The organism is Phocaeicola intestinalis (assembly GCF_014837065.1).
GTDB classification, from domain to species: domain Bacteria; phylum Bacteroidota; class Bacteroidia; order Bacteroidales; family Bacteroidaceae; genus Phocaeicola; species Phocaeicola intestinalis.
On the sequence record NZ_JACSPP010000007.1, the window covers coordinates 1 to 22,271 of the forward strand.

Below are 22,271 nucleotides of genomic sequence, written 5' to 3' on the forward strand. Positions count from 1 at the left end.
AAAAAATTTCTTATAGATTGATTTACAATATTTTATTCTATTATGCCAACATAAATATAATGCCAACATAAGGGCGCTTATGTTGTACACTACATAACCGTCCGATCGCAACAGGCCTTACCGAGTTTTCTATCAAATTATTATCTATACAATATTTACCGTCCATCGTGTAATGTGCCAGTTGCCGCACATGATTAAGGAAGTAGTTCATGGCTTGTCCTATCGGACTTTTAGGAAGGACTTTGCCATACTCCGTAAGACACCATTTCTCAAACGAACAGATTATAGGATATGCAAGCCGTTTACGCAGTTCCATACGCTGCTGTTCATTCATGTTGTCGTCATCGGCTATACGTTCCACGTCATAGAGCATGCCTATCATGGTCAGGGCATACTCCGCCCTGGCCTTGTCATGCTTCAATGCCCTCTCAAAGTAGCGTCTGGCATGTGCCCAACAGCATATGATGATGATACCTTTTGTCTTTTCAAGTATCCCATAACCGGTATATCCGTCTGTCTGTATGGCCCCTTGATAACCCTTGAAGAGTTCCAGAGCCACCTTCATGCTTCTGGAACCGTCATGGTAAAAGAAGAAGACCTGGTTGCCCGTTACGCTCCGCACCAGCCAAAGATATCCCTTTATTGTCTGATGCTTCTCGTTGTTGATTATAGGTATAGTTGTCTCATCGGACTGGACATAATCGGAAGACAGGACCAGTTCCTTCAACCGGTAATAGGCGGGACGCATCAGGTCGGCCACTTCATGGAACCAGGCTTCGATGCTGGACGGTGGCAGGCTGATGCCTATACGCTTGAACATCTGTATCTGCCGGTAGAACGGAAGGTGGTCCACATATTTGCCGACCATCAGCTCGGTAAGTAGCGAAGCGCTTGCATAACTCTTGGGTATCGGTTCATTTTTCACCGGAGCGGTGATAATCCGGTTTGTATCCTTGCGCATACCCTTATGTCTGATAGTGACACGGACATACAGTTCGGCCGGTTTATATTCAAGATGCTCGGAAGTTTCCGTTTCATCAAACAGTACCCATTGGTCTTCATTGCCAAGATAGCCTTCGGGGTAGATATGTTCTTCTTCACGGCGGAGATGTTCCGGCAGTTTTTGGCGGACGGGAACCTTCTTCTCGTGTTCCCTGACCTTCACCTGCCTGTACTCGCTCACCTCCTTTATGGCCTGGCGGACCGCCTCCTCCTCTTCCGGTGTCATATCCGACTCGCCGAAGTCAAGTTTCAGTTGGTTGGGATCGTCAGGGAGTCTTCTCTTTTCAGACATCGCCCCCCATACTTTCCTCTCAAGATACTCCACTTTGCGTTCCAACGATGCGATACGGTTGTCCTTGGATTCAATGGCCTTATCCTTAGCTTCAATGATTCTGTCTTTCTCTGACAGCCTGGCTTCGTAGGAGTCTTTCATTGCCTGCAGATCCGACATTTCTTTAAGCTTTCTTTCCGCCCGCATAAGACGTCTGTACAAGTCGTCACGGTCGCGAAGGACTGCCTCAAGTGCCATATTTAAATTCGGATCTTCTGCCATTTTCTGTATTCTTTTTGTACTGTAAAGATACGAAAAATACCTGATATGCAGGAGGTTTTGAGCATACTTTTTTTACTGTAAAGCTACTGTTTTTTAGGAGTCCAGCGAGGTGCTCTTTTAGCTTCCGAAGGTGATATACCATGCACAATCAATGTCAATTCTGACCAATTGACGGAGAGTGAAGCGGAAGACTCTTCACGGTCAATATCAGACAGACGGAAAGTGCCACTCTCAAGTCTCATATTATATATCACCAGCCCACCGTATTCGGCATGGAGTATTTTCATGTTGGTCAATGATTTATTGATAAATATAAATGCATCGCCTTCCTGTACATCCTTACCCATTTTCTCTGTCACGATTCCGCTCAGAGAGTAAAAACTCTTTCGCATATCAGTCGGATAAGGGTAAAGGAAAAAACGGTCTGAGTCACTGAGGCAAAACATGGCTTACTGGCATAAAAGGATTAATGACTTTAGCACCTCCAGTGATATTGCACTATTGATACGGAGCGTTACACCATTGGCGTATATAATCTCGCATTCGGAACCGTTTTCAGATTCTATCTCTTTTGAAGCCGTAGTGATGTTCAGTTTACCGTTCAGATTGTTCATTCTCACAGGAACAAATCCTTGTACATCAGGAAGAGCTGAATCGGTTAGTCTCCTACGCCAGTAATAAAATTTACCTTCGTCAAATCCGGTATTGTTACAATAATCACGGACGGACAAACCAGATAACTTCCAGTCTTCGTATGTCCGCTTGAATTGGTCTAATGTCATATTCTTCATATTTGCACAATATTGGTTATGGACACAAAAATACGAAGAATCAAGGCTGGAATTTGACGGGGTTTACTGAATGCTTACCCTACAACGGGCTTTAAAGAGGCTACTACACAGGTTGCATTTGGACAATAATTCTTTAACTCATACTTTATTCTTTCTATAAAAGGAGATTCATAATTTTGTAATACGCCTCCAGTAAGTATAACAGTAAATTTTGATTCATGAGTTAATGCGACTTTGGATAAACCACGAACAATATATTGAACCCATCTGTGAGCAATTGTATTCATTATATTAATAGAAACTTTATCGTTGCATTTAATAGCCTCAACTAATAAATGAGCAAATTTCGAAGGATTGAACACAATATTATTACATGTAAAACTAGCATACAAATCTGCCAAAGATTTTTTATTATAAAACTGTAATAGTTTTGCTTCTAAAATAGTTGAGCTCTGAAAGCCATTATAAGAATCAATAATTCCAGACCAAATATGTTGACCTATTGCATAAGCACCATGATCTTCAATATTTATGAATCTGCCGTAAGTGTATTTCATATCATCCTTTGACCATAACGAACAGTTGAGTCTTGTACCAGCACATATTACAGCATAATTATCATTGTCTCTACGAAATGGTATTCCAGCACGCAAGGCTGCAATACAATCGTTAACAATGATAATTTTTTCTTTGGGGAACAATAAAGTTTTAGCAAGAGTATTTTGCATGTTAACAAAATCCTCTTGCCAATCTGCTCCACACATGGCTGCCAATATATAAACCACATTATCCAATGAAGAATGAATCTCAAGAATAGCCTGTTGGATAGAATGATAGATAAATAAATATCTATTATTATCAAAATTGGCCATAGAGTTCCGAAAATCTTTATCTGTTACATAAGCACAGATTTCTCCAGAACATTTTAAAACTATAACATCTGTTTTAGTTTCACCTTGATCAATAGCAACCAGCAAATGTTCCATTCTTATTGTACTTTTATAAATCTATTATAAATAATGTTGAACAACCTATTAGAATGGAGTTTCCATAATATATAAGAAATTAACCTTTTCCATACAGCCCTCATGTTATTGTTAATCATAACATTATAATAAACTTCATACCACCTATTCCACATAATTGAATTAATTTCTGAAAATGTAAATGTGTGAAAAGCATGCAAATATAATCTTCTTTCACATACATTCATCAATATAGACTTTTCTTTATTTAATCTATATGATGTTTTTATTGCCTTTACATAATTTTCAACTACGCTAATGTAGCAATCAAAACGTTCATACGGCTTAACGCTCGTTAATGACCCCGAGGTATACATATAACCATATAATAAAACATCAAGGTATGCAGCTGTTTTAGCTTTAAGAGTTATTTGCCATGAAAATAAACTGTCTTCACTATAAGAAAATCTTGCATCAAAACGATTATTTGCGATAAAATCCCTTCTAAATACAGCGCACCATACAGCACCTGTTTGAAGCATATACAACAAATCCTGTATGTTATTCATATTCATAATCCTAAGCCCTTTATTTAAGCAAGTAATACGATATTTATCCGGAAATCGTGTGAAGTTTTGCTTACCAAAACGGAGGATATCAAAATGATATGTTAGCAAATTTGATTTAATTGTTTTTAAAGCACCATTTGCAATAAAATCATCAGAATCCACGAACCAAATATACATTCCGTTGGCTTTTTCGATACCTTTATTTCTCGCTATTGCAGCACCTTGATGTTTAGGTAGTTTTACGATATTTATACGAGATCTAATTTTCAGTTCTAAAGCAAGGTCCAAATCTTCAAATAATAATGAAGAAACAGGTAAAATCTTTGCAAGATAAGAAGTATTTAGGCTATTTGAGAACTTATTACCTCTAAGTTCTTCAACCAAATGAACAGAATTATCAGAAGAATAATCATCAACAATAATAATTTCAAAATTCATATCTAAGTACTGAGATAATATCGAGTCAATACAAAAGCCGATAGTCTTCTCCCTATTCCATACAGGAATAATGAATGATATTAAAATGTCTGCTGCCATATAATACTGTACTCATCTATTACTTATTAGCGTATTTATCCGAAACAATAACTGTAGATACTATCTCATCATATATGTCGGACATATATATCAAACCCAATTCATTCAGCTGTTTTAATCGCTTAAACAACTCTTCTTTTGTATAGCTATCTGCTAGTTCATTATATATATTGTTGAAATTTACTACGTTTCTATCACAGTTATAAAGAATTTTAATATCATCAAGGCTAAGTTGTATTTGATTACAAGCTACATTGTTAGTATATTCAGTATACTCAGCTCCATTATCATTCATTGATAATGAATAATCAAATTTATGCGTTTTATAATATGTTTCAGTTTCCGCAAATAACTCCCATAGAGGATTGTATTTCCTAGTTTGAATTAAGAACACATCATATGTATATTCTGGTTTCAATAAAGAGGCTGGCATAAATTCCTGCATAGGGGTGTAATCCCAATCTTGAATTCTATTAGAATCAGTCAAAGTTTTATAATCTCGGGAAGTTGACATTACACATAATTCTCTAAGAGAATGATAAAATGAATCGTATTTTAATAGAAATCTTAAATAAAATAGGTTTTGAATGTTCTCTAAAATTAATACATCTGTTTCAAATGGCATACTTCGTAGTATATTTTGAGGATACATAAGCATATCATAAGCAAAACACCATTTACAAATAAGTAATAAATGGGAAAAATGGCTTTTCTTATTCATCAATTTTAGCATTTTATCTGATGTGGATTCATAGCCAATCTGAATTTTCCTAATGCCTGCATCCCGCATCTTCAAAACAATGTCTGCATTAATATCTTTTGCTATAATTTCAGCAAGAGTTATAGCAAATTTATTAGTCTTTCTTATATCCTTATAAAACTCAAGTATCTCATCAAATCTCTTAATATCATTTCCGACAACATCATTATCAATATAATAAAAGAGCTGAGCATTATATTGCTTTATATATTCACGAACTTCATATTTGATGCGCTCAACTTTCTTGACACGATGTTTATAACCATCATTCATAAAACAAAAGGAACAACCATTCCAATGGCAACCTCTACCACTTTCTAATGGGAATCGTACTTCTTCTATATCCACATATGTTTGTTCGATATAGTCTGAGAAATCAGCTATAGGAGTGCTATTTATATCAATAAAATGGTTTATGCGTTTTAATGAAGAAACAGGCATACCGTTTTGACGATATATAATATTGGGAGTCAAGGACAGATTTCCATTACTTACCAAAGAATTTAAAAGACCAAGGAGTGGTAATTCATACTCACCCCACGTGGCAAAATCATAACAATCAAAACTGTCCATCAAAGCCATAGCCTTTCTCTCAAATTCCTGAGCCTCTATTATTGTTATTACCTCAGGATAACTTTCTTTCAATATTTCACAGAATACACCCGCTGAGATAAGCTCGTATTTATAGAATTTAGATTGAACATATACATAATCAAAATTTTCGATGTTCATATCCTTCAACTCTTTTTTTATAGAGTTTTTCAATAAAATGGCGTTGTTTTCCAAATGAGATTCTATTGCTTTGTTAGGAAAGTACTTAGAAATAAGAATCTTTATTCTATCAAAGACATTCTGATCTTTTCTGTCAATTGCATAATAATTATAGAAGGGCATTAAGTCTTTGAAAATCTGTGATAATGGAATTGAATCGATCTGATTTAACCAAAAATCATTAATAACATTTCTTAAAGAAAGATTCCAATATTTTACACTTGCCTTATAACCATTCTGAATTAGAAACGGTTTAATAACCGATAACGAATATCCTGGACGTAATGGGTCTACAGGAGGCAAACAGTTCAACAAAACATTTTTCATGACTCATTTATTTTTTGTTAATCCTAATATAGCTATATCAATAAAACGACCTCTCTCAAATTCATATTCATGTAATATAGCCTCACAACTAAAACCAAGTTTCTTAAATAAAGACATGGCTCTGACATTTATTGGATCCACATATGCTTGAATTCGGTTAAGTTTCAATGTTTCAAATGCATATACTATGACAAGTTTTAATGCTTCAGAAGCATATCCAAAATGCCAATATCTAGGAGAAAATATACAACTTAATGTACCACGATGATGTTGATTAGTAAAGTCCTTAATACCAACAGACCCAATATAAACCGATTTAGCATCAAGTATAACAGCCCACTTAATTGATTCAGACATTAAATATTTGGTGTGTAGAGCTGATATTTCAGATTTTGCTTCCGATAAACTATCAATAGTATTTCGACCATAATACCTTACGGCGCTTTCATCAGATAATAAGTTATAATAATCATTAGCATCAGAATCAAGATGCTCTCTCAAGGATAACCTTATAGAAGACATATTAGGAAAAGACATATTAAGTATGATATAAATTTAACATAAAGGCGTGATGTCTTGCTATAGCAATGGAACAATGATTTTGTGGTGCACTAAGCAAATCATTATTTAATAAAAATGCATCACCAGGGCAGACATCTATACAAAATTTGCAATAATCATATTTTCCACATTCCTTTAAATCAGCAATTTTCAAAGACCGCCAATTATCCAAAAGTTCAACACCATTCAATCTTGTAAAATCTTCAATGAAAGGCATATCTTTTTTCTTACGCTTCAGGCATCTGATATCATTATTTCTCAAACTTGCTATTACACAAGGGAATGCTATACATAGCCCAACTTCACCGAATGGATTAATATATAGAGTATTGGTTTTATTATAACAAGGAGTTTCTGACGGATCCTTATTTATGTTGCACGCACCAATCTTGCGACTCTTATAATAGATTGGGCTATCAGAGGACATTGCCATTTGTAAAAGTTGAGTTTCATCCAAAGAATATTTAGATAATTTTCTATCATCCATGGAAGGATAAATAGTACAATTTAACATCGAACTATCAGATAAATCATAGCCTTTAGCCAAAGTTTCTTTCCAGCAATGATAATTGATAGATAGAGCTGTATTTTTATGACTAGTCTCTATATGTTTCTCCTTGAAATATGACAATGCGTATAAGATTTTATTGTATGCCCCCTTTACTCCAGTTACTGAATCATGCACATTACTGTTATTCCCATAAACACTAAAGCAGACAGTAGAAGGGAACAACGAGGCCACAACCTGCAAAAGTTTTTCATTGAAAGCCAGCCCATTTGTATATATTATCAACTGAATATTTTTAGATCTTATATATTGACACAGCTTGATAAAATAATCCTTCATAAGAACTTCACCACCAGACATAGCTAGCCTAAAAACCCCCAAATAAGACAATTCATCAACAAGCTTTACTGCTTCTTCAAAAGAGAGTTCATTTTCATGTTCATTCCTATGCCCAGAATGAGCATTCATATTGTAGCAATGTACACATTTTTCATTACACCGATTTGTAATGTCCCAGTGGATATCATATACATATCCCTCATTTTTAATTTTCTCATAGAAAGTATCTGGACTCTTGTCAAATATTTCAATGGTCCCAGAAGAGTTTTTACTCTCTCCAAGGGGGGCATAAAATATGATTATACCTTCGTCAATCAATATGGATAATGATGAAATATCCTGATTTACCGTAAAACCTCCAGAAGCCAGTGTTTTCCATATTAAAGACGTTTCACCAGAAAGTAGATAATATTTATGTGATCTTTGTTCATATATCAAAGTTTTCGATAAGCCATCAACAATATATTCTTTCCATGAAATCCATGGCACTATGTAATAAAATCTGCTTTTTAATAAAGCAAAGATATCTATATCAATATAACGTCCTCGATCTAACTCATACTCTTTCAATCTACCTTCATGAATAAAACCAAGGCCTTTTAATGATTTGATAGCATTGATATTATCACAGTCAACCAACGCCTGAATCCTATTAATTTCAGTTGATTCAAATACTTCTTTATAAAATAGAGATGAAGCTTTAACAGAATAACCTTTTTTTCTACACTCTGGTAACAAAATACAGTATGCATTTGCTCTATTATGTATGGCATTGATGTTGAAGACTCCAATCTCACCAAGATATTCATTTGTAAAGGCATCAGCAATTACTCGATGAATGGACTTTTTATTTAATTCAGAATTTATATAAGAAGTCATCAATGTATATGACTCTTCAGTTGTCTTAAATTCATTCATACCATAAAACTGCATAGAAGAAGGATCTGAATGCAATTTATGGAATTGAAGTAGATCCATTTTGGTATCAAACTTCCTTATTATAATATCTGAAATCATTATTATGAATAAACAATATTGTTAATTTATTTAAAAGACGCCCATTTACCAGTTTAGGAGTCATATGTACAATAATACCATAGCCTTTCGATAATTTCTCCTATTAATAAGGTATATGGTAATTACCTTTGTTAATCATGTCGTTTTATTTTTGCATTTTAAGTAAATCATCGATAAAAGCATCTTTGTCTTTCCATACTCCATTTGCAACATCATATGTACAATACCAAGGCTTATCATCAACGATCATACTAATTGAGTCTGGGCGACAATCTTTACATAAATGTCTAAATTCACAATTTTGACACTCCTTCACGTTATCTTTTGAGTAGTTAATAATTGTGCGGTCCAAAATTTCTGTTAAAGCCTTATTCCTCAAATTGCCATGGCATAATCTGCGTTCCATAACACAAGGATACACATTCATATCACTACCTATATAAAGATAATTAGCAAAGCAACATTCAGAATATGTACTTTTGAGAGTAGCTTCCAAATCATTAAATTTAAATGTATCAAGAGTTATTAGCTTTTCTGAAAGTAATTGTCGATTATAATGAGAAAGGTTTCCTCTACCTGTTAAACGGATATAATCTCTTCGATAAGGAACTCCGAAATCTAGTTCTTTACCAATATCAATGCCAGCTGCGTATATACCGACATATCTAAATTTCATATTAAGATCCTGCAAGTTATGCAGTGTCTCTATACTCTTCTCATATGAGCCTTTTACTTGTGTTATTTTCTCATGTTCCTCTTTAATAAAAGAATGTAAGGACATAGCAATCTTACAATTAGGATAATTTTGCTTTATATATTCAAGGTGTTTTTTATTAGTCAATGTACCGTTAAAGAAGAGCTCGAATTCCTCAAATGACGAAGAAGCATAATCAAGCATCTTGAATAAAATATCCTCTTTAATCACAAATGGTTCCCCACCTATAAGTTGAACTGCTTTAATTCCAAATCTGACCAACTCATCTACAACATAAGTAAAGTCTTCATATGATAGACATTTTTTTTCTCTTTGTTCTGTCTCATTGTAACAATGAGTACATTTCAAGTTACATTGATTAGTCAATTCAATCCATGCATAATCAATATGACGAGAGAAATTAAATAATTCTGTTATATCGGGCCACTTTTGTAATTCATTGCAATCTGTTTCTTCTATTAGTTGTAGTTCCAGAGCACCATCTAATGTATCTTTATCACTTTCGGAAACCTGACCGTCTAAAAGGTTATGAAAAAATTGTGATACATCTTTATCTACCCAATAGTGTTTATCATTATTACAATCGTATATTGATGCTTTCTTTAATCCTTCTACTATATATACATTATCTTTTATTCTGTATTTCTTCATAATATTAAAATTTTAGGAGGATGTGGTAAACATCCTCCTTATTAATACATCACGTTATTTAATTTTATTGCAACGTGTAATAGGTGATCCCGGTCCAGCAATACATTCACCAGGACAACAACGGTTTACAATATGGATGGATTTTTCTTTTCTTCCATCACACAAAAGTTTAAACTTATTCATGTTTAAAGACCATTAGATTACTCCTACTCTATTAAAGCTTTTCGGATTCTGCTTTTTATAACGCATAAATTTATAACAAAATATTTTAAAACAAGAACTTTTGATATAAAAAAGAATAATGATTAAAACAAAATCAATAAAAAAACGTATTAATTTTTGATATTAGTAAACAAAGAAATCGCAGTCATAAACATCGCTTCCGCTTGGAAACTCCACACTCACACAGTAATTGCCACAAACTATATATTTTTCTGATACAACAGTTCCGGTTTCTCCTGTATTTGGATCAGTAACCTTGTAGCCTGGTACCATCTTGGCAAGCTCGGTCTTCATTTTCTCTGATGTGAAACAGTTATATCACATCCGTTATGTTCGTAATAGACAAGCCCCATATCCATAGACTGTGTAGCCTGTTCTACAATATTCATGATATCCTATTTGCTTAGTATAGTTTCAGTTTCAAATTGCTGAACCTTTATATCAGGAAACTTTTTTTATAAAATCTTCTTTTATCATAATAAATGTCCTATTATTTATGAATTAACTATTTAAAATAGCATACTATTTTGAATATGTAACAAATTCAAAACTTAAAAATGTACCCGTCAGAAAAGCGTTGCATTATTCGAGATAATCCCGCGTTGCTTCGAAATCATCCCCCTGAATATTGGAACTGAATGTCTTACACGGGAAATAGCTCTGATAAAGACACTCGGATCGTTTCTTCTTGTCAATCTGGTTGAAGAGGTTGCAGAAAATACGTAGTTTACCAGAAGCTTACATAGGATTTGATCTTAGGAAAAATATCGCAATAGTTTTAATGAGAAAGTGAACTTGACAGCTAGGATATCCACATCCTTCGTATTTAAGGAAGAAGCTGCAAAGACTAATAAATGAGAAAAATTCTCAGAAGTGAACTCTCAAAAGAAAGAGCACCAAGCTTGAAGGAAGTTTCGATACACAAAAACAGCATTATTCGTTTTTAGAGAATAAAGACAAGAAATAGAAAGACAGAAATACTGTGGATTTCATTCTTCTGCATGCGTACTGCAAATGCCGTACTGATGATAGAAAAATCACGAACATAACAGCTAAATACGTATAACATGATTTTACTTGCAGAATCAGAAAAGCTCTTCAAACCTATTTGGGAGAGGCATGTTTTAACGGTTAGAATTAAGTAAGAAAATACAGAAAAATTACAATAAATGGCAGATGAAGTGATTATGTTTTATCATCTTCATATGCCATTATATATTTAAGGACTTTTACTGGATACCCATATAGTTAGAAAAAGATATGGTCATCCCGCATTTAAACAAAACTCCTGACTACCCCCAAGTTTCTTCAGTATAGTAGTCTTCTATATACCAGGCATGATAACCGGATTCACATTCACACCCATATGATTCAGGTACACCTGCTTCAGCGGGTAATCTTAATGTGCATCCACAATTTCCACATTTCCAAATGTTCCATCTAATTTTTCTCATAAAATTATAATTTCAAGTTTCGCAAGTACTCAAATAATGTAATAAAAAAGGCTAAAGAGTTTGATAATTCGATGATTATCACTATATTAATGTCGCCAAACAAACGATATAGCACCCTTTAGCCATGAACAAAAATAGATATATTATCGGTGAACTCCAAGAGTTTTTTGCAAAGAATGACTCTAGCAAGGCAATAAACAGCATATCAACCATTATGAACAGCATAAGGATACAAAGCAAAGTCATCGGGTCAGTTAAGAATCCGAATTGCAAATTCACCTGTCTTCAGGTGTTGCAGCTGCTTGTTCTGTTCCCGTTCTTTTCAATTAAGAATGCTGCCAACTATTCGTCTTCTGCCCTGGGCAAGATGTTTGTCTGCCACAAAGATATGTTCTATCGTTTCATGAACGACGGCAACATCAATTGGCGACGTATAATCTACTCGGTTTTCAGGCAGGTGTATTCACGTGTGAAACGTAGAACGACATTGAAGTCGGACATCAGGTGTGTCATCATCGATGATACAGACCTTCCGAAGACCGGATTCAAGACCGAGAAGATTGGCAAGGTATTCTCTCATACCCAAATGAAGCCTATACTTGGATTCAAGGCAATGTTCCTCTGTTTTACGGATGGTGTATCCCAGTTTCTCCTTGACTTTTCTCTTCATGGATAGGAAGGAAAACGAAGCGATAAGCCACAGGGTTTATCCAAGAAACAGACGGAAGCTCGCTACTGCAAGGAACACTCAGAGGATAAGCGTATTGCCAGGCGTAGCGCTGAGTATTTTGCAAGTAAGATTGAGACGGCCATCAGTATGCTCAAACGCTCAATCATAGAGGGCGTACGTTTCGATTATCTTCTTGTTGACAGCTGGTTTACCTGCTCTGAGCTTTTGAAGTTCGTAGTCTCAAGGCACTTTGGATGCCACCTTATCGGAATGATAAAGATGGGCAAAACCAAGTATGAGACAGATCTTGGAAACAAGACAGCGCCTGAGCTTATCAAGGCTCTCCAGAAATCCAAGAGCGTAAAGTATAGCCGCTCAATCGGTTACTACACAGCAACTGTCTCTGCTAAAATCTCCGGCATTAAGGTCAGTCTGCTCTTCTACAGAAGAGGTAAGAACGGCAATTGGAATGCTCTGCTTACCTCTGATCTTAAACTTGATGTAAAAGAAGCCTTCAGACTTTATTCAAGAAGATGGGTTATCGAAGTGGCTCATAAAGAGATGAAGCAAAACCTCAAACTCGGAAAGAACCAGTGCAGAGACTTCGCCGGACAGATTGCAGGCATATCATTGTGCGTACTACAGTACAATATACTCAGTTATGTCAAACGCAATGAGTCATACGAAACTATCGGAGGACTCTTTGCTGAAATTTCAAAGAACTCTGTTGAACTTTCAGTAGCCGAAAAAATTTGGCTGCTGATCGTAGAAGTTATAAACGTCATTGCCGAGGTACTTAACTGTGATGCAATGGTTCTGACAGAACAAGTAATATCAAACGATAAACAAATCAAAGCAGTAAAGCAGGCTTTCGACAGGCTGACACCAGCCGCCTGAGGAGCTACACTTTACTTGCGAAACTTAAGTTATAATTTAGTTAATAATGTGTATCAACTTGAATTTGTTGATTTATGAATTACACGATTTGAGAAAATTGTCGTGTCTTTACACTGTTAGATTTTAAAGAATAACAACAAAAATTACTTAGCTTCGCAAATATATATAATTTTTTTAGAATGGTAGAGCTTTTGGTTGTTTTTTCATATATAATACTTCGATAAATTTTTACCGATAAATTTAAATTAAATAATAGAATTAGTGTTAGCTAGTTTAAAATTATATTAAAGAGATCATTACTGTCAAAAATGAATAGTTAAGGAGTAAGAAAAGTGATAAAAAATATATGCAAAACTACCGAAATCAATGACCGTATTTATAATTCACTGATTATTAGTAGATTAAAGATGTATTACCACGCTGAATTGTGAGTAAAGAATCACTCCTTATGAAATACCAATTCGAGCACAGAAATGCTCTCGAATCAGTTGTAGATATAAGCAAATATTTCTGGAAAGTATTCATAGATGTTATATAATTGTTCATAGCCATACCTGACCGTAACAATTTTGAAAATGACAGCTTTGAATGATTTTCCTTCAATTAGGCCATTATCAGGGAACACCTTAAAGGTGGTCATAAGGCGATAGCCGTTGATCCGTTTTTCATTCCAAAGTCAAGCAACAAAACTTCGTGAATTGGCTATTTCTGGTCCGGTTGTGCCGGTAAATACAAACGCGGACTGAAAATAACAGGTATAGGAGTTATAAACGTTAACAACCATGAATGTATGATTTTGGGCTCTTTACAGACGCTTGAGAATGCAACGCTGGAAGGCTGTGAAAAGAATCTTGTTGACTGGTACAGTTCTTATCTTATCAGCATACAGAAACATCTTAAAAGTATTTCTGGCACTGTCGTATGTGATGCATTCTTTTCAAAGGAAACTTTCATCAAACCATTGTACGATAACGGTTTCCACGTAATAAGCTGTTTCAGGAATGATGCCATATTATTTTATCCCACTTTAGAAAATAGAATAGTAAACGCGGACGTCCAAAATTGTATGACGGAAAGACTGGCTTTGAAAATCTGGACATTGCAAGATGTGCCGAGTACAAAGTGAATAAGGGTAAACTTTACGGACTAAAAGCATACTCAAAAGCACTCAAACGCTTTGTAAACTTGGCTATATGGTATCCTATGGATGGAAGAACAGACAAATAGCAGTTGTATTTTTATACGGACGAAATACAGAACGCACAAGATGTTCTAGACTTTTACAGGAGACGTTTCCAACTCGAATTTTGCTTTCGTGATGCCAAGCAACATACCGGAATAACAAACTATCAGTCTACAGACTTCATGAAACTGGCATTTCACTTTAATGCATCACTTGCAGCGATAAACCTTGCCAAGGTAACCTGTAAGAAAATGGAAATAAAATATTCCATATCATCATGCAAGTCAGTCATACACAATGCTTACGTGCTTAAACGATTTATTTACATGCTTGAGATTGAACCAGATACGCATTTAATTGACATACTTTTTAAAGAACTCATTTTATTTACTGCAAGAGCCGTTTAGACTAGGCTAATTTTTAACGAACTATTGCCAATAAATTAAATATAAAATAAATAGCTTAAAATAGGAATTACAAATGGTTACTCCATTAAAATTATTCTTTCTTCTGCATCAAAGAATTATTACTCTCTTTTTTTGAAGAATGATATAGACAAAATTTTAACGAAAAACTAGCTAAAATTAGTTAGTTATCTCTTCCATCAAAGATAAATCCCAATCCTGATTTGCCAGCCGCATTTATTTCTTTTTTCAGGAGAATTTTCCTTATGGCTTACGCCATGAAAATTCACCTGAAAAAGAATGCGGCGGCAAACGGATTGGAATTAAAGGAAAGATTACAGGGATAAACTGCGACCGATGTGACGCATAGCCGTAAATCAAAGGCGGCTATCCTTATATCCCATATACGACCTCACAATTACAGTGAAAATCCACCTTCCCAAATAACCAAACATAGTCTGCTTATAAAATCCCGAAATAAGACAGGGATTTCAGCTCCCTCCGATCTGCATAGTTCAGTTGCTTCGCTATGACATCTGATGTAATATAATGCACTTTGATGATAGTCTCTTGTGTTCCACAGCCTTCTATTCTATTTTTGTACCAACCACTTAAACAAATGATTATGGAGATAGTGAACATAGAAGCCAGTGCATTTATGGAAATGAACGACATATTGTTCAAGATAGAAAAACAACTGAAAGGACTGAACTCTTCCAAATCTGAACAGAATGAATGGTTGGATAATCAGGATGTATGTATTCTTATGAATATATCAGACAGAAAACTGTTGTCTTTAAGACAGAAAGGGCTAATCCCCTTCAGTCGTATAGACAGAAAGATTTATTATAAAAAAGAAGATATTCTAAGCTATGTAAGGAATAACCTTAAAACATATACAAATAATGGAAATGGGACAGCAGGTATTGAATAAGGATAGTAATGAGGTCAAGAGATTTATTGAAGCCATGGAAGGTATATCCAAAATGTTGGATGCAAATCCTTTAATCTACAGACTTATATTAGACGGGAACCGCTATATTACAGAACAAGAATTATCAAAGGCTCTCAAAATAACCAAAAGAACACTCATTGAATATAGAATGAATGGTAAATTGCCATATTACAAAATAGGAGGAAAGATCCTGTATAAGGAACAGGACATTATAGAAATATTGGAAAGAAACAAAGTTTTGGTATTTGAATGATATTTCTTAAAACATTAATAATCAAAAGATAAACTTTATAAAATAGCTTGTAGCTACCCCTAAATAATTATATAAATATTTGGAGGAATAGAACCGAACACTTACTTTTGTAAAGTCAAAGGATGATTAACGAGAATCTATCGAAAATTGGTGAATTTGGCAGATGGCTGATTCAGTGGTTCGGGGATTTTTCCAAAGATATTAAAGTGCTGTAATTTAGGATTTTGAATTAAAATATTCGATTCCTGGTGGCACCACATGATAATTGGAGAGTTACAGGTGATGTAGCTCTTTTTTTTATGCTCTTTTTGAGGCTGAGTGACCCCCTTAAACAGGAAATTAAATCAAATAAAAAGCTCCCTATCATTATCCGTATTCTGAATAATGATAGGGAGTTTTTTATTGTGCGATGAAGGTTGTTGCAGATGGAAAGTTCTTAGAAGCTGTTTTGAATTTCTCCAAAAAGTTTTTCTTGGCTTGATGTATCTGTTTTCGTGTGTGCTTTGGGCGATTTTTTGGTCCTTTCCGCTCCTGTTCTTCGTCAGATAGCCCGCTATCTTCCTCATCACAGAAGCGAAAATGCCTCAAAAACTCATCCCAAATCATCGCACGATAAATTCAAAACAGCTTCTTATGACGGATCAGTCTGAAGAACCAATACTGAAGAATCTGCTTGTTTTTATATTATTCATCGCCATATATGGATTCTTTACCAAATGTTCACGCGTTTTTCCGGAGCTACGTAAAGTGGATCGTTCGGAGTGATGTTGAAAGCATCATACCAAGCCTGGATATGAGGCAGGGCACCGTTTACACGCCATTCGCCCAACGAGTGAGGATCGCTCTTGGTATATACACGAATCTGTTCGTCGCGGATGTTTCCTGCCCATAACGTAGCATAGGCAATGAAGAAACGTTGTGCAGGTGTAAAGCCGTTTTTATCTTCCAACGGGGCATCTTTTGTGGCGTTTTGGAATGCCAGGTATGCGATGTTCAAACCTCCGTGGTCGGCAAGGTTTTCACCCAAGGTGAGCTGGCCGTTTCCGTGTAATCCTGGAAGTACTTCGATGTTGTTGAAGAAGTCCACCATTACTTGTGCACGTTCTTTGAAGCGGTCGGCATCTCCTGCTGCCCACCAGTCTTTCAGATTGCCTTCCTTGTCGAACTGACGTCCCTGATCATCGAATCCGTGAGTCATTTCGTGTCCGATTACTACGCCGATAGCACCGTAGTTGGCAGCATCATCGGCTTCCATGTTAAAGAATGGTGGTTGAAGGATTGCTGCCGGGAAGCAGATTTCGTTAGTAGAGGGATTGTAGTAAGCATTGACGGTTTGCGGTGTCATCAGCCATTCATCGCGGTCGACTGGTTTTCCCAAACGGGATATCATGTCGTTGAAGCCCCAGGCAGCAGCACGGCATACGTTTGCCCAATACGAGTCTTTCTGGATTTCAAGTGCTGAATAGTCTTTCCACTTGTCGGGATAACCCACTTTCACGCGGAAAGCATCCAGTTTTTCATGGGCACGCATTTTGGTGCTGTCGCTCATCCATTCTTGTGCATCGATGCGCTGTCCCAGTGCTGTTTGCAGGTTTTTTACGAGGTTGACCATACGTTCCTTGGCTGCAGCGGGGAAATATTTTTCGACATACATTTCGCCTACCAGTTCACCCAATAAACCATCGACGCTATTAACGGCACGTTTCCAGCGTGGTTGATTGGCTTGTCGTCCGGACATCACTTTACCATAGAAGTCGAAGCGTGCAGTCACGAAATCATCGCTCAATGTGGGAGCTGCAGCGTCAAGCAGGTTGTATTCCAAGTATGAAATGCTTTTGGAGAGCGGCAGGGTATTGATGAGCTTCGCTACTTCCTGAATGGGTTCTATTTGTTCTACGTTCAGTTCGGCAGGTGCTTCGATACCCAAAGCCTTCATAAAGGCATCCCAGTCAATGCCGGAAATCTGCTTCTTGAGTTCGGCATATGTCATTTTGTGGTAATTGGCTTCGGGGTCACGCAGTTCGGTTGCACTTTTCGATACTTTGGCAATGGCAGTTTCTATTTCCATTACGTCTGCCACCTTCTGTTGTGCATCGGTTTCAGTAAATCCGGCAAGGGTGAAAAGTTTTGCAATGTATTTTTTGTATTGCTCGCGGATGTTTTGGGTGATGCTGTCATTGTCGAGGTAATATTCTTTTTCGCCCAAGTTGATGCCGCCTTGTCCCATCTGGAAGATGTTCAGCACACTGTTTTTGGGATCGGCATAAACGTAGTAGCTGAAGAAAGTGCCTATACCTGCTGTACGTCGCATCTCGACTGCCATCGGGATGACCTGGCTTTTGTCAGTAAGTGCGGCTATTTTTTCAAGCATAGGTTTCACTGGTTCGCATCCTTGCTTGTTCAGTGTCACACTGTCCATTGCCATATTATAAAGGTCACCGATTTTCTGTGCGGCGGTTCCAGATTCGTTTTGTTTGGCTGCAAGTTCTTCAATCAGCCCGCGCAGCTGCTTCTGATTGTTTTCTGCCAGTTGGTCGAATGTGCCGTAGCGTGAATATTCAGCGGTTAGCGGGTGTGCGTCATTCCATCCTCCGCAGGCATAACGGAAGAAATCGGTACCGGCGGATACGGTAGTGTCCATATTCGCCAAATCAATGCCCGAAGTGTTCGTGGCATTCTTTTGTCCGGTGCAGCCGGCCATTGCCAGTGTGGCAAAAGCGGCTACTGCTACATAATGTTTTGTTTTCATATTGCTATTTTGTTTAAAAACTTAGTTTTGTCTTTATCATTACGAGTAAAAGAATTATGGGGGTGTTTTCCCAGTCAAGTGTAGGTTGAGAATTTATTTCAGTTCTTCCAGTTCAAGTGAAATGGTTTCCCATTCGGTCTCCGCTGCGGCTATCTGCTCTTTCAGTTTCTGATGTTCCTGGTAGAGTGACATGTCGGCTGCACCTTCGGGTGTTGCCATACGGTTTTCGAGTGCCGACACCTGCTGTTCCATTTTTTCGATAGATGTTTCCAGTTCTGCTACCTGTTTTTCCAGCTTGCGTATCTTGCGTGTTTGTTCTCGTTGGGCTTCGTAAGAAAGTTTGCCTTCACTGGGAGGGTCTTTTTCTTCCTTTTTCTTTACACCTTCGGATGTAGATGCGGAGAGATGAAGTTCATTCAGATTTTCTATTTTTTTCTTCTGTAAGAAATCGTATATGCCGCCGATGTGTTCTTTCACCAGTCCTCCGCCGAATTCGTAGACTTTGGTCACCAGTCCATCGAGAAACTCACGGTCGTGCGAAACGACTATCACAGTGCCGTCGAATTCGCGTATGGCTTCTTTGAGTACATCTTTCGAGCGCATATCAAGGTGGTTGGTAGGTTCGTCGAGAATAAGCAGGTTGACCGGTTCGAGCAAGAGGCGTATCATTGCCAACCGGCTTCTTTCTCCTCCCGAAAGCACTTTTACTTTTTTGTCGGAAGCTTCGCCTCCGAACATAAATGCGCCCAGGATATCGCGTATCTTCAGGCGTATGTCTCCTTTTGCCACGCGGTCGATGGTATCGAATACGGTCAGGTTCTCGTCAAGTAGTTGTGCCTGGTTTTGGGCAAAATAGCCGATTTGCACGTTGTGTCCGATGGTGAGTTTTCCTTCATAGGGTATTTCGTCCATGATGCACTTGACGAGTGTGGATTTTCCTTCGCCGTTCTTGCCCACGAATGCTATTTTTTCACCTCGATGGATGGTAAGGTTCACATCGTGGAATACCACATGGGAACCGTACGCTTTCTTCAGGTTTTCGCATATCACGGGATAATTGCCCGAGCGGATGGCGGGTGGGAACTTGAGGTGTAAGGATGAGTTGTCTTCTTCGTCCACTTCGACAGGTACGATTTTTTCGAGTTGCTTGATGCGGCTCTGCACCTGTACTGCCTTAGTCGCCTTATAACGGAAACGTTCAATGAAGTCTTCAGTGTCTTTTATTTCTTTCTGTTGGTTTTCGTAGGCACGGAGTTGCTGTTCACGTCGTTCTTTGCGGAGGACAACGAACTGGTCGTAAGGTACCCGATAATCATAGATATGTCCGCACGATATTTCGATAGTGCGATTGGTGACATTGTTGATGAAAGCCCGGTCATGGCTGACCAGTACTACGGCTCCCGGTTCCATTTTCAAGAATCCTTCCAGCCACTGAATGCTCTCGATGTCAAGATGATTGGTAGGCTCGTCAAGCAGAAGCACGTCTGGATGGCGCAAAAGCAGTTTGGCAAGTTCGATGCGCATACGCCATCCTCCGCTGAACTCACTGGTAGGACGGTCGAAATCAGAACGGGCAAAGCCCAAGCCCACCAAGGTGCGTTCCAGCTCAGCCTGGTAATTATTGCCTCCCATCATTTGAAAACGTTCGTTTTCGTGTGTAAAACGGTCTATCAGTCCGTGATAGTCTGGCGAGTCATAATCGGTACGGTCTGAAAGTTCCTGGTTCATCTGTTCCAGGTGTTTTTTCATTTCGAAGATATGTTCGAATGCCATTTCTGCTTCGGCACGTACCGTACGTGTATCGCTCAGCACCATAACCTGGGGCAGATAACCGATGGTAACTCCGCGCTGTACCGCTACTGTGCCTTCGGTGGGACGTTGCATGCCGGCAAGTATTTTCAATAAGGTAGACTTGCCTGCACCGTTCTTGCCTACCAGGGCAATGCGGTCTTTCTTGTTGATAACAAACGATACATCTTTGAACAATGGAGTTACTCCGAATTCCACTTTCAAACCTTCTATAGAAATCATATAAATGCCTAGTCCTTTAGTTCTTGAGTTTGTAAGTCCTTAAGTCTTTTCGTTTTGCAAGCTAAACTTAAAACTTCAAAAACTTAAGAACTTACAAATTCATCTACTCATTATTCAGTATAGCGTTCGATGGTCTGTTCGCGGTCGGGACCTACTGATACGATTTTGATGGGAGTACCCAACTGGTCTTCAAGGAAGGAAATGTAGGCGTTGAATTCTTCGGGGAATTCGTCTTCACTAGTCATCTTGGTCATATCGGTCTGCCAGCCGGGCATTTCTACATATACCGGCTCTACACCTTCGGTGATATCGTAGGGGAAATAGTCGATTTCTTCTCCGTTCACTTTGTATGCTACACAAGCTTTCACGATGGGGAAGGCATCGAGTACATCACTCTTCATCAGGATAAGCTGGGTGACTCCGTTGACCATAATGGCATAACGCAATGCTACGAGGTCGACCCATCCACAACGGCGTTCGCGTCCGGTCACTGCCCCATATTCATGTCCAAGGTCGCGGATAGTTTTTCCAGTTTCATCGAACAGTTCGGTAGGGAATGGTCCGGCTCCTACGCGGGTACAATAAGCTTTCATGATGCCATATACTTCGCCAATTCGGTTGGGTGCCAGTCCCAGTCCCGTGCAGGCTCCGGCGCAAATCGTATTGGAAGAAGTAACAAACGGATACGAACCGAAATCAACATCAAGCATCGTACCTTGCGCACCTTCGCACAACACACTCTTGCCTTCATTCAGGAGGCGGTTTATTTCGTGTTCGCTATCCACCAAGTGGAACTGGCGCAGGTATTCGATACCTTCCATCCATTGTTTTTCGGCTTCGGTTATATCATACGAATAGTTCAGGCTTTGGAGAATTTTTTCGTGACGTGCTTTGGCAGCTGCGTATTTCTCGTCAAATCCATGCAGGATGTCGCCTACACGCAGACCGTTGCGGCTCACCTTGTCGGTATATGTCGGTCCGATACCTTTTCCGGTGGTGCCTACTTTCGATGCTCCCTTGGCAGCTTCATAAGCTGCATCCAGCACCCGATGGGTAGGTAAGATGAGGTGTGCTTTTTTCGAAATGTGCAGGCGTTCTTTCAGCGGATGTCCGCTTGCTTCAAGTGCTTCTGCCTCGCTCTTGAATAAAGCTGGGTCCAGTACCACGCCATTACCGATGATATTGACTTTATCGCCTTGGAATATCCCTGACGGAATAGAACGGAGTACATATTTTTGACCTTCAAATTCCAGTGTATGACCGGCATTAGGTCCTCCTTGGAAACGAGCAACAACATCATAACGCGGGGTCAGTACATCTACGACCTTCCCTTTACCTTCATCGCCCCATTGCAAACCTAACAATACATCTACTTTCATATAATCTA

15 protein-coding genes and 3 pseudogenes are annotated in these 22,271 nt (G+C 37.9%); 5 read left to right on the top strand and 13 right to left on the bottom strand.

Annotated features, from left to right (window positions below; all coding sequences use genetic code 11):
• Window positions 1-40 precede the first annotated feature (40 nt).
• From tnpC to H9625_RS03745, 9 genes are all read right to left on the bottom strand, one after another.
• Window positions 41-1,555 carry an IS66 family transposase gene (gene tnpC, locus H9625_RS03705; protein WP_225226247.1) on the bottom strand — a complete coding sequence of 505 codons (1,515 nt, stop codon included), beginning with the start codon at window positions 1,553-1,555 and terminating at the stop codon, window positions 41-43.
• An 83-nt stretch (window positions 1,556-1,638) separates the two neighbouring features.
• A complete protein-coding gene (gene tnpB, locus H9625_RS03710; RefSeq protein WP_191763018.1) occupies window positions 1,639-2,001 on the bottom strand; it encodes an IS66 family insertion sequence element accessory protein TnpB in 363 nt (120 codons plus the stop codon).
• A gap of 3 nt (window positions 2,002-2,004) precedes the next feature.
• On the bottom strand, window positions 2,005-2,346 hold the full coding sequence (tnpA, locus tag H9625_RS03715) for an IS66 family insertion sequence element accessory protein TnpA (protein ID WP_191763020.1): 342 nt from the start codon (window positions 2,344-2,346) through the stop codon (window positions 2,005-2,007).
• 74 nt (window positions 2,347-2,420) lie between these two features.
• Window positions 2,421-3,332 (bottom strand): hypothetical protein, encoded by a 912-nt coding sequence (locus H9625_RS03720; protein WP_191763021.1) that lies wholly within the window; start codon window positions 3,330-3,332, stop codon window positions 2,421-2,423.
• A 2-nt stretch (window positions 3,333-3,334) separates the two neighbouring features.
• The gene (locus H9625_RS03725) at window positions 3,335-4,417 is read right to left on the bottom strand and encodes a glycosyltransferase family 2 protein (protein ID WP_191763023.1); all 1,083 of its coding nucleotides are present in this window, start codon (window positions 4,415-4,417) and stop codon (window positions 3,335-3,337) included.
• Window positions 4,418-4,436: 19 nt separating this feature from the next.
• Window positions 4,437-6,275, bottom strand: a complete 1,839-nt coding sequence (locus tag H9625_RS03730; protein WP_191763025.1) for a B12-binding domain-containing radical SAM protein — start codon at window positions 6,273-6,275, stop codon at window positions 4,437-4,439.
• A gap of 3 nt (window positions 6,276-6,278) precedes the next feature.
• The gene (locus H9625_RS03735) at window positions 6,279-6,812 is read right to left on the bottom strand and encodes a GNAT family N-acetyltransferase (RefSeq protein WP_191763027.1); all 534 of its coding nucleotides are present in this window, start codon (window positions 6,810-6,812) and stop codon (window positions 6,279-6,281) included.
• A 1-nt stretch (window position 6,813) separates the two neighbouring features.
• Window positions 6,814-8,700, bottom strand: coding sequence for a GNAT family N-acetyltransferase (locus H9625_RS03740; RefSeq protein WP_225226249.1), 1,887 nt, complete (start codon window positions 8,698-8,700; stop codon window positions 6,814-6,816).
• A gap of 145 nt (window positions 8,701-8,845) precedes the next feature.
• The gene (locus H9625_RS03745) at window positions 8,846-10,066 is read right to left on the bottom strand and encodes a radical SAM protein (protein WP_191763030.1); all 1,221 of its coding nucleotides are present in this window, start codon (window positions 10,064-10,066) and stop codon (window positions 8,846-8,848) included.
• A gap of 987 nt (window positions 10,067-11,053) precedes the next feature.
• Here H9625_RS03745 and H9625_RS17575 point away from each other — a divergent pair.
• The 5 genes and pseudogenes from H9625_RS17575 to H9625_RS03760 all read left to right on the top strand — a co-directional run.
• A pseudogene (locus H9625_RS17575) lies at window positions 11,054-11,337 on the top strand (DDE transposase); the annotation flags it as partial.
• A gap of 529 nt (window positions 11,338-11,866) precedes the next feature.
• Window positions 11,867-13,309 (top strand): annotated as a pseudogene (locus H9625_RS18015) (IS4 family transposase).
• A gap of 427 nt (window positions 13,310-13,736) precedes the next feature.
• Window positions 13,737-14,899: pseudogene (locus H9625_RS17940) on the top strand (transposase).
• Window positions 14,900-15,521: 622 nt separating this feature from the next.
• On the top strand, window positions 15,522-15,830 hold the full coding sequence (locus H9625_RS03755) for a helix-turn-helix domain-containing protein (protein ID WP_191763033.1): 309 nt from the start codon (window positions 15,522-15,524) through the stop codon (window positions 15,828-15,830).
• On the top strand, window positions 15,808-16,104 hold the full coding sequence (locus H9625_RS03760) for a helix-turn-helix domain-containing protein (protein WP_191763034.1): 297 nt from the start codon (window positions 15,808-15,810) through the stop codon (window positions 16,102-16,104). Before H9625_RS03755 ends, H9625_RS03760 begins: the two co-directional genes overlap by 23 nt.
• 399 nt (window positions 16,105-16,503) lie before the next feature.
• Here the strand turns inward: H9625_RS03760 and H9625_RS03765 are convergent, their stop codons facing one another.
• The 4 genes from H9625_RS03765 to H9625_RS03780 form a co-directional block, all read right to left on the bottom strand.
• Window positions 16,504-16,710, bottom strand: coding sequence for a hypothetical protein (locus tag H9625_RS03765; protein ID WP_191763036.1), 207 nt, complete (start codon window positions 16,708-16,710; stop codon window positions 16,504-16,506).
• 103 nt (window positions 16,711-16,813) lie between these two features.
• Complete coding sequence (locus H9625_RS03770) at window positions 16,814-18,853, bottom strand: M13 family metallopeptidase (RefSeq protein ID WP_191763038.1); 2,040 nt, start codon at window positions 18,851-18,853, stop codon at window positions 16,814-16,816.
• Window positions 18,854-18,946: 93 nt separating this feature from the next.
• Window positions 18,947-20,884 (bottom strand): ABC-F family ATP-binding cassette domain-containing protein, encoded by a 1,938-nt coding sequence (locus H9625_RS03775; protein WP_022038762.1) that lies wholly within the window; start codon window positions 20,882-20,884, stop codon window positions 18,947-18,949.
• A gap of 110 nt (window positions 20,885-20,994) precedes the next feature.
• Window positions 20,995-22,263, bottom strand: a complete 1,269-nt coding sequence (locus tag H9625_RS03780; protein WP_022038763.1) for an adenylosuccinate synthase — start codon at window positions 22,261-22,263, stop codon at window positions 20,995-20,997.
• Window positions 22,264-22,271: the final 8 nt, after the last annotated feature.

Coding starts and splice junctions, on each gene's coding strand:
- tnpC (WP_225226247.1), bottom strand. CDS start 1,555: ATGGCAGAAGATCCGAATTTAAATATGGCACTTGAGGCAGTCCTTCGC.
- tnpB (WP_191763018.1), bottom strand. CDS start 2,001: ATGTTTTGCCTCAGTGACTCAGACCGTTTTTTCCTTTACCCTTATCCG.
- tnpA (WP_191763020.1), bottom strand. CDS start 2,346: ATGAAGAATATGACATTAGACCAATTCAAGCGGACATACGAAGACTGG.
- H9625_RS03720 (WP_191763021.1), bottom strand. CDS start 3,332: ATGGAACATTTGCTGGTTGCTATTGATCAAGGTGAAACTAAAACAGAT.
- H9625_RS03725 (WP_191763023.1), bottom strand. CDS start 4,417: ATGGCAGCAGACATTTTAATATCATTCATTATTCCTGTATGGAATAGG.
- H9625_RS03730 (WP_191763025.1), bottom strand. CDS start 6,275: ATGAAAAATGTTTTGTTGAACTGTTTGCCTCCTGTAGACCCATTACGT.
- H9625_RS03735 (WP_191763027.1), bottom strand. CDS start 6,812: ATGTCTTTTCCTAATATGTCTTCTATAAGGTTATCCTTGAGAGAGCAT.
- H9625_RS03740 (WP_225226249.1), bottom strand. CDS start 8,700: ATGATTTCAGATATTATAATAAGGAAGTTTGATACCAAAATGGATCTA.
- H9625_RS03745 (WP_191763030.1), bottom strand. CDS start 10,066: ATGAAGAAATACAGAATAAAAGATAATGTATATATAGTAGAAGGATTA.
- H9625_RS03755 (WP_191763033.1), top strand. CDS start 15,522: ATGGAGATAGTGAACATAGAAGCCAGTGCATTTATGGAAATGAACGAC.
- H9625_RS03760 (WP_191763034.1), top strand. CDS start 15,808: ATGGGACAGCAGGTATTGAATAAGGATAGTAATGAGGTCAAGAGATTT.
- H9625_RS03765 (WP_191763036.1), bottom strand. CDS start 16,710: ATGATTTGGGATGAGTTTTTGAGGCATTTTCGCTTCTGTGATGAGGAA.
- H9625_RS03770 (WP_191763038.1), bottom strand. CDS start 18,853: ATGAAAACAAAACATTATGTAGCAGTAGCCGCTTTTGCCACACTGGCA.
- H9625_RS03775 (WP_022038762.1), bottom strand. CDS start 20,884: ATGATTTCTATAGAAGGTTTGAAAGTGGAATTCGGAGTAACTCCATTG.
- H9625_RS03780 (WP_022038763.1), bottom strand. CDS start 22,263: ATGAAAGTAGATGTATTGTTAGGTTTGCAATGGGGCGATGAAGGTAAA.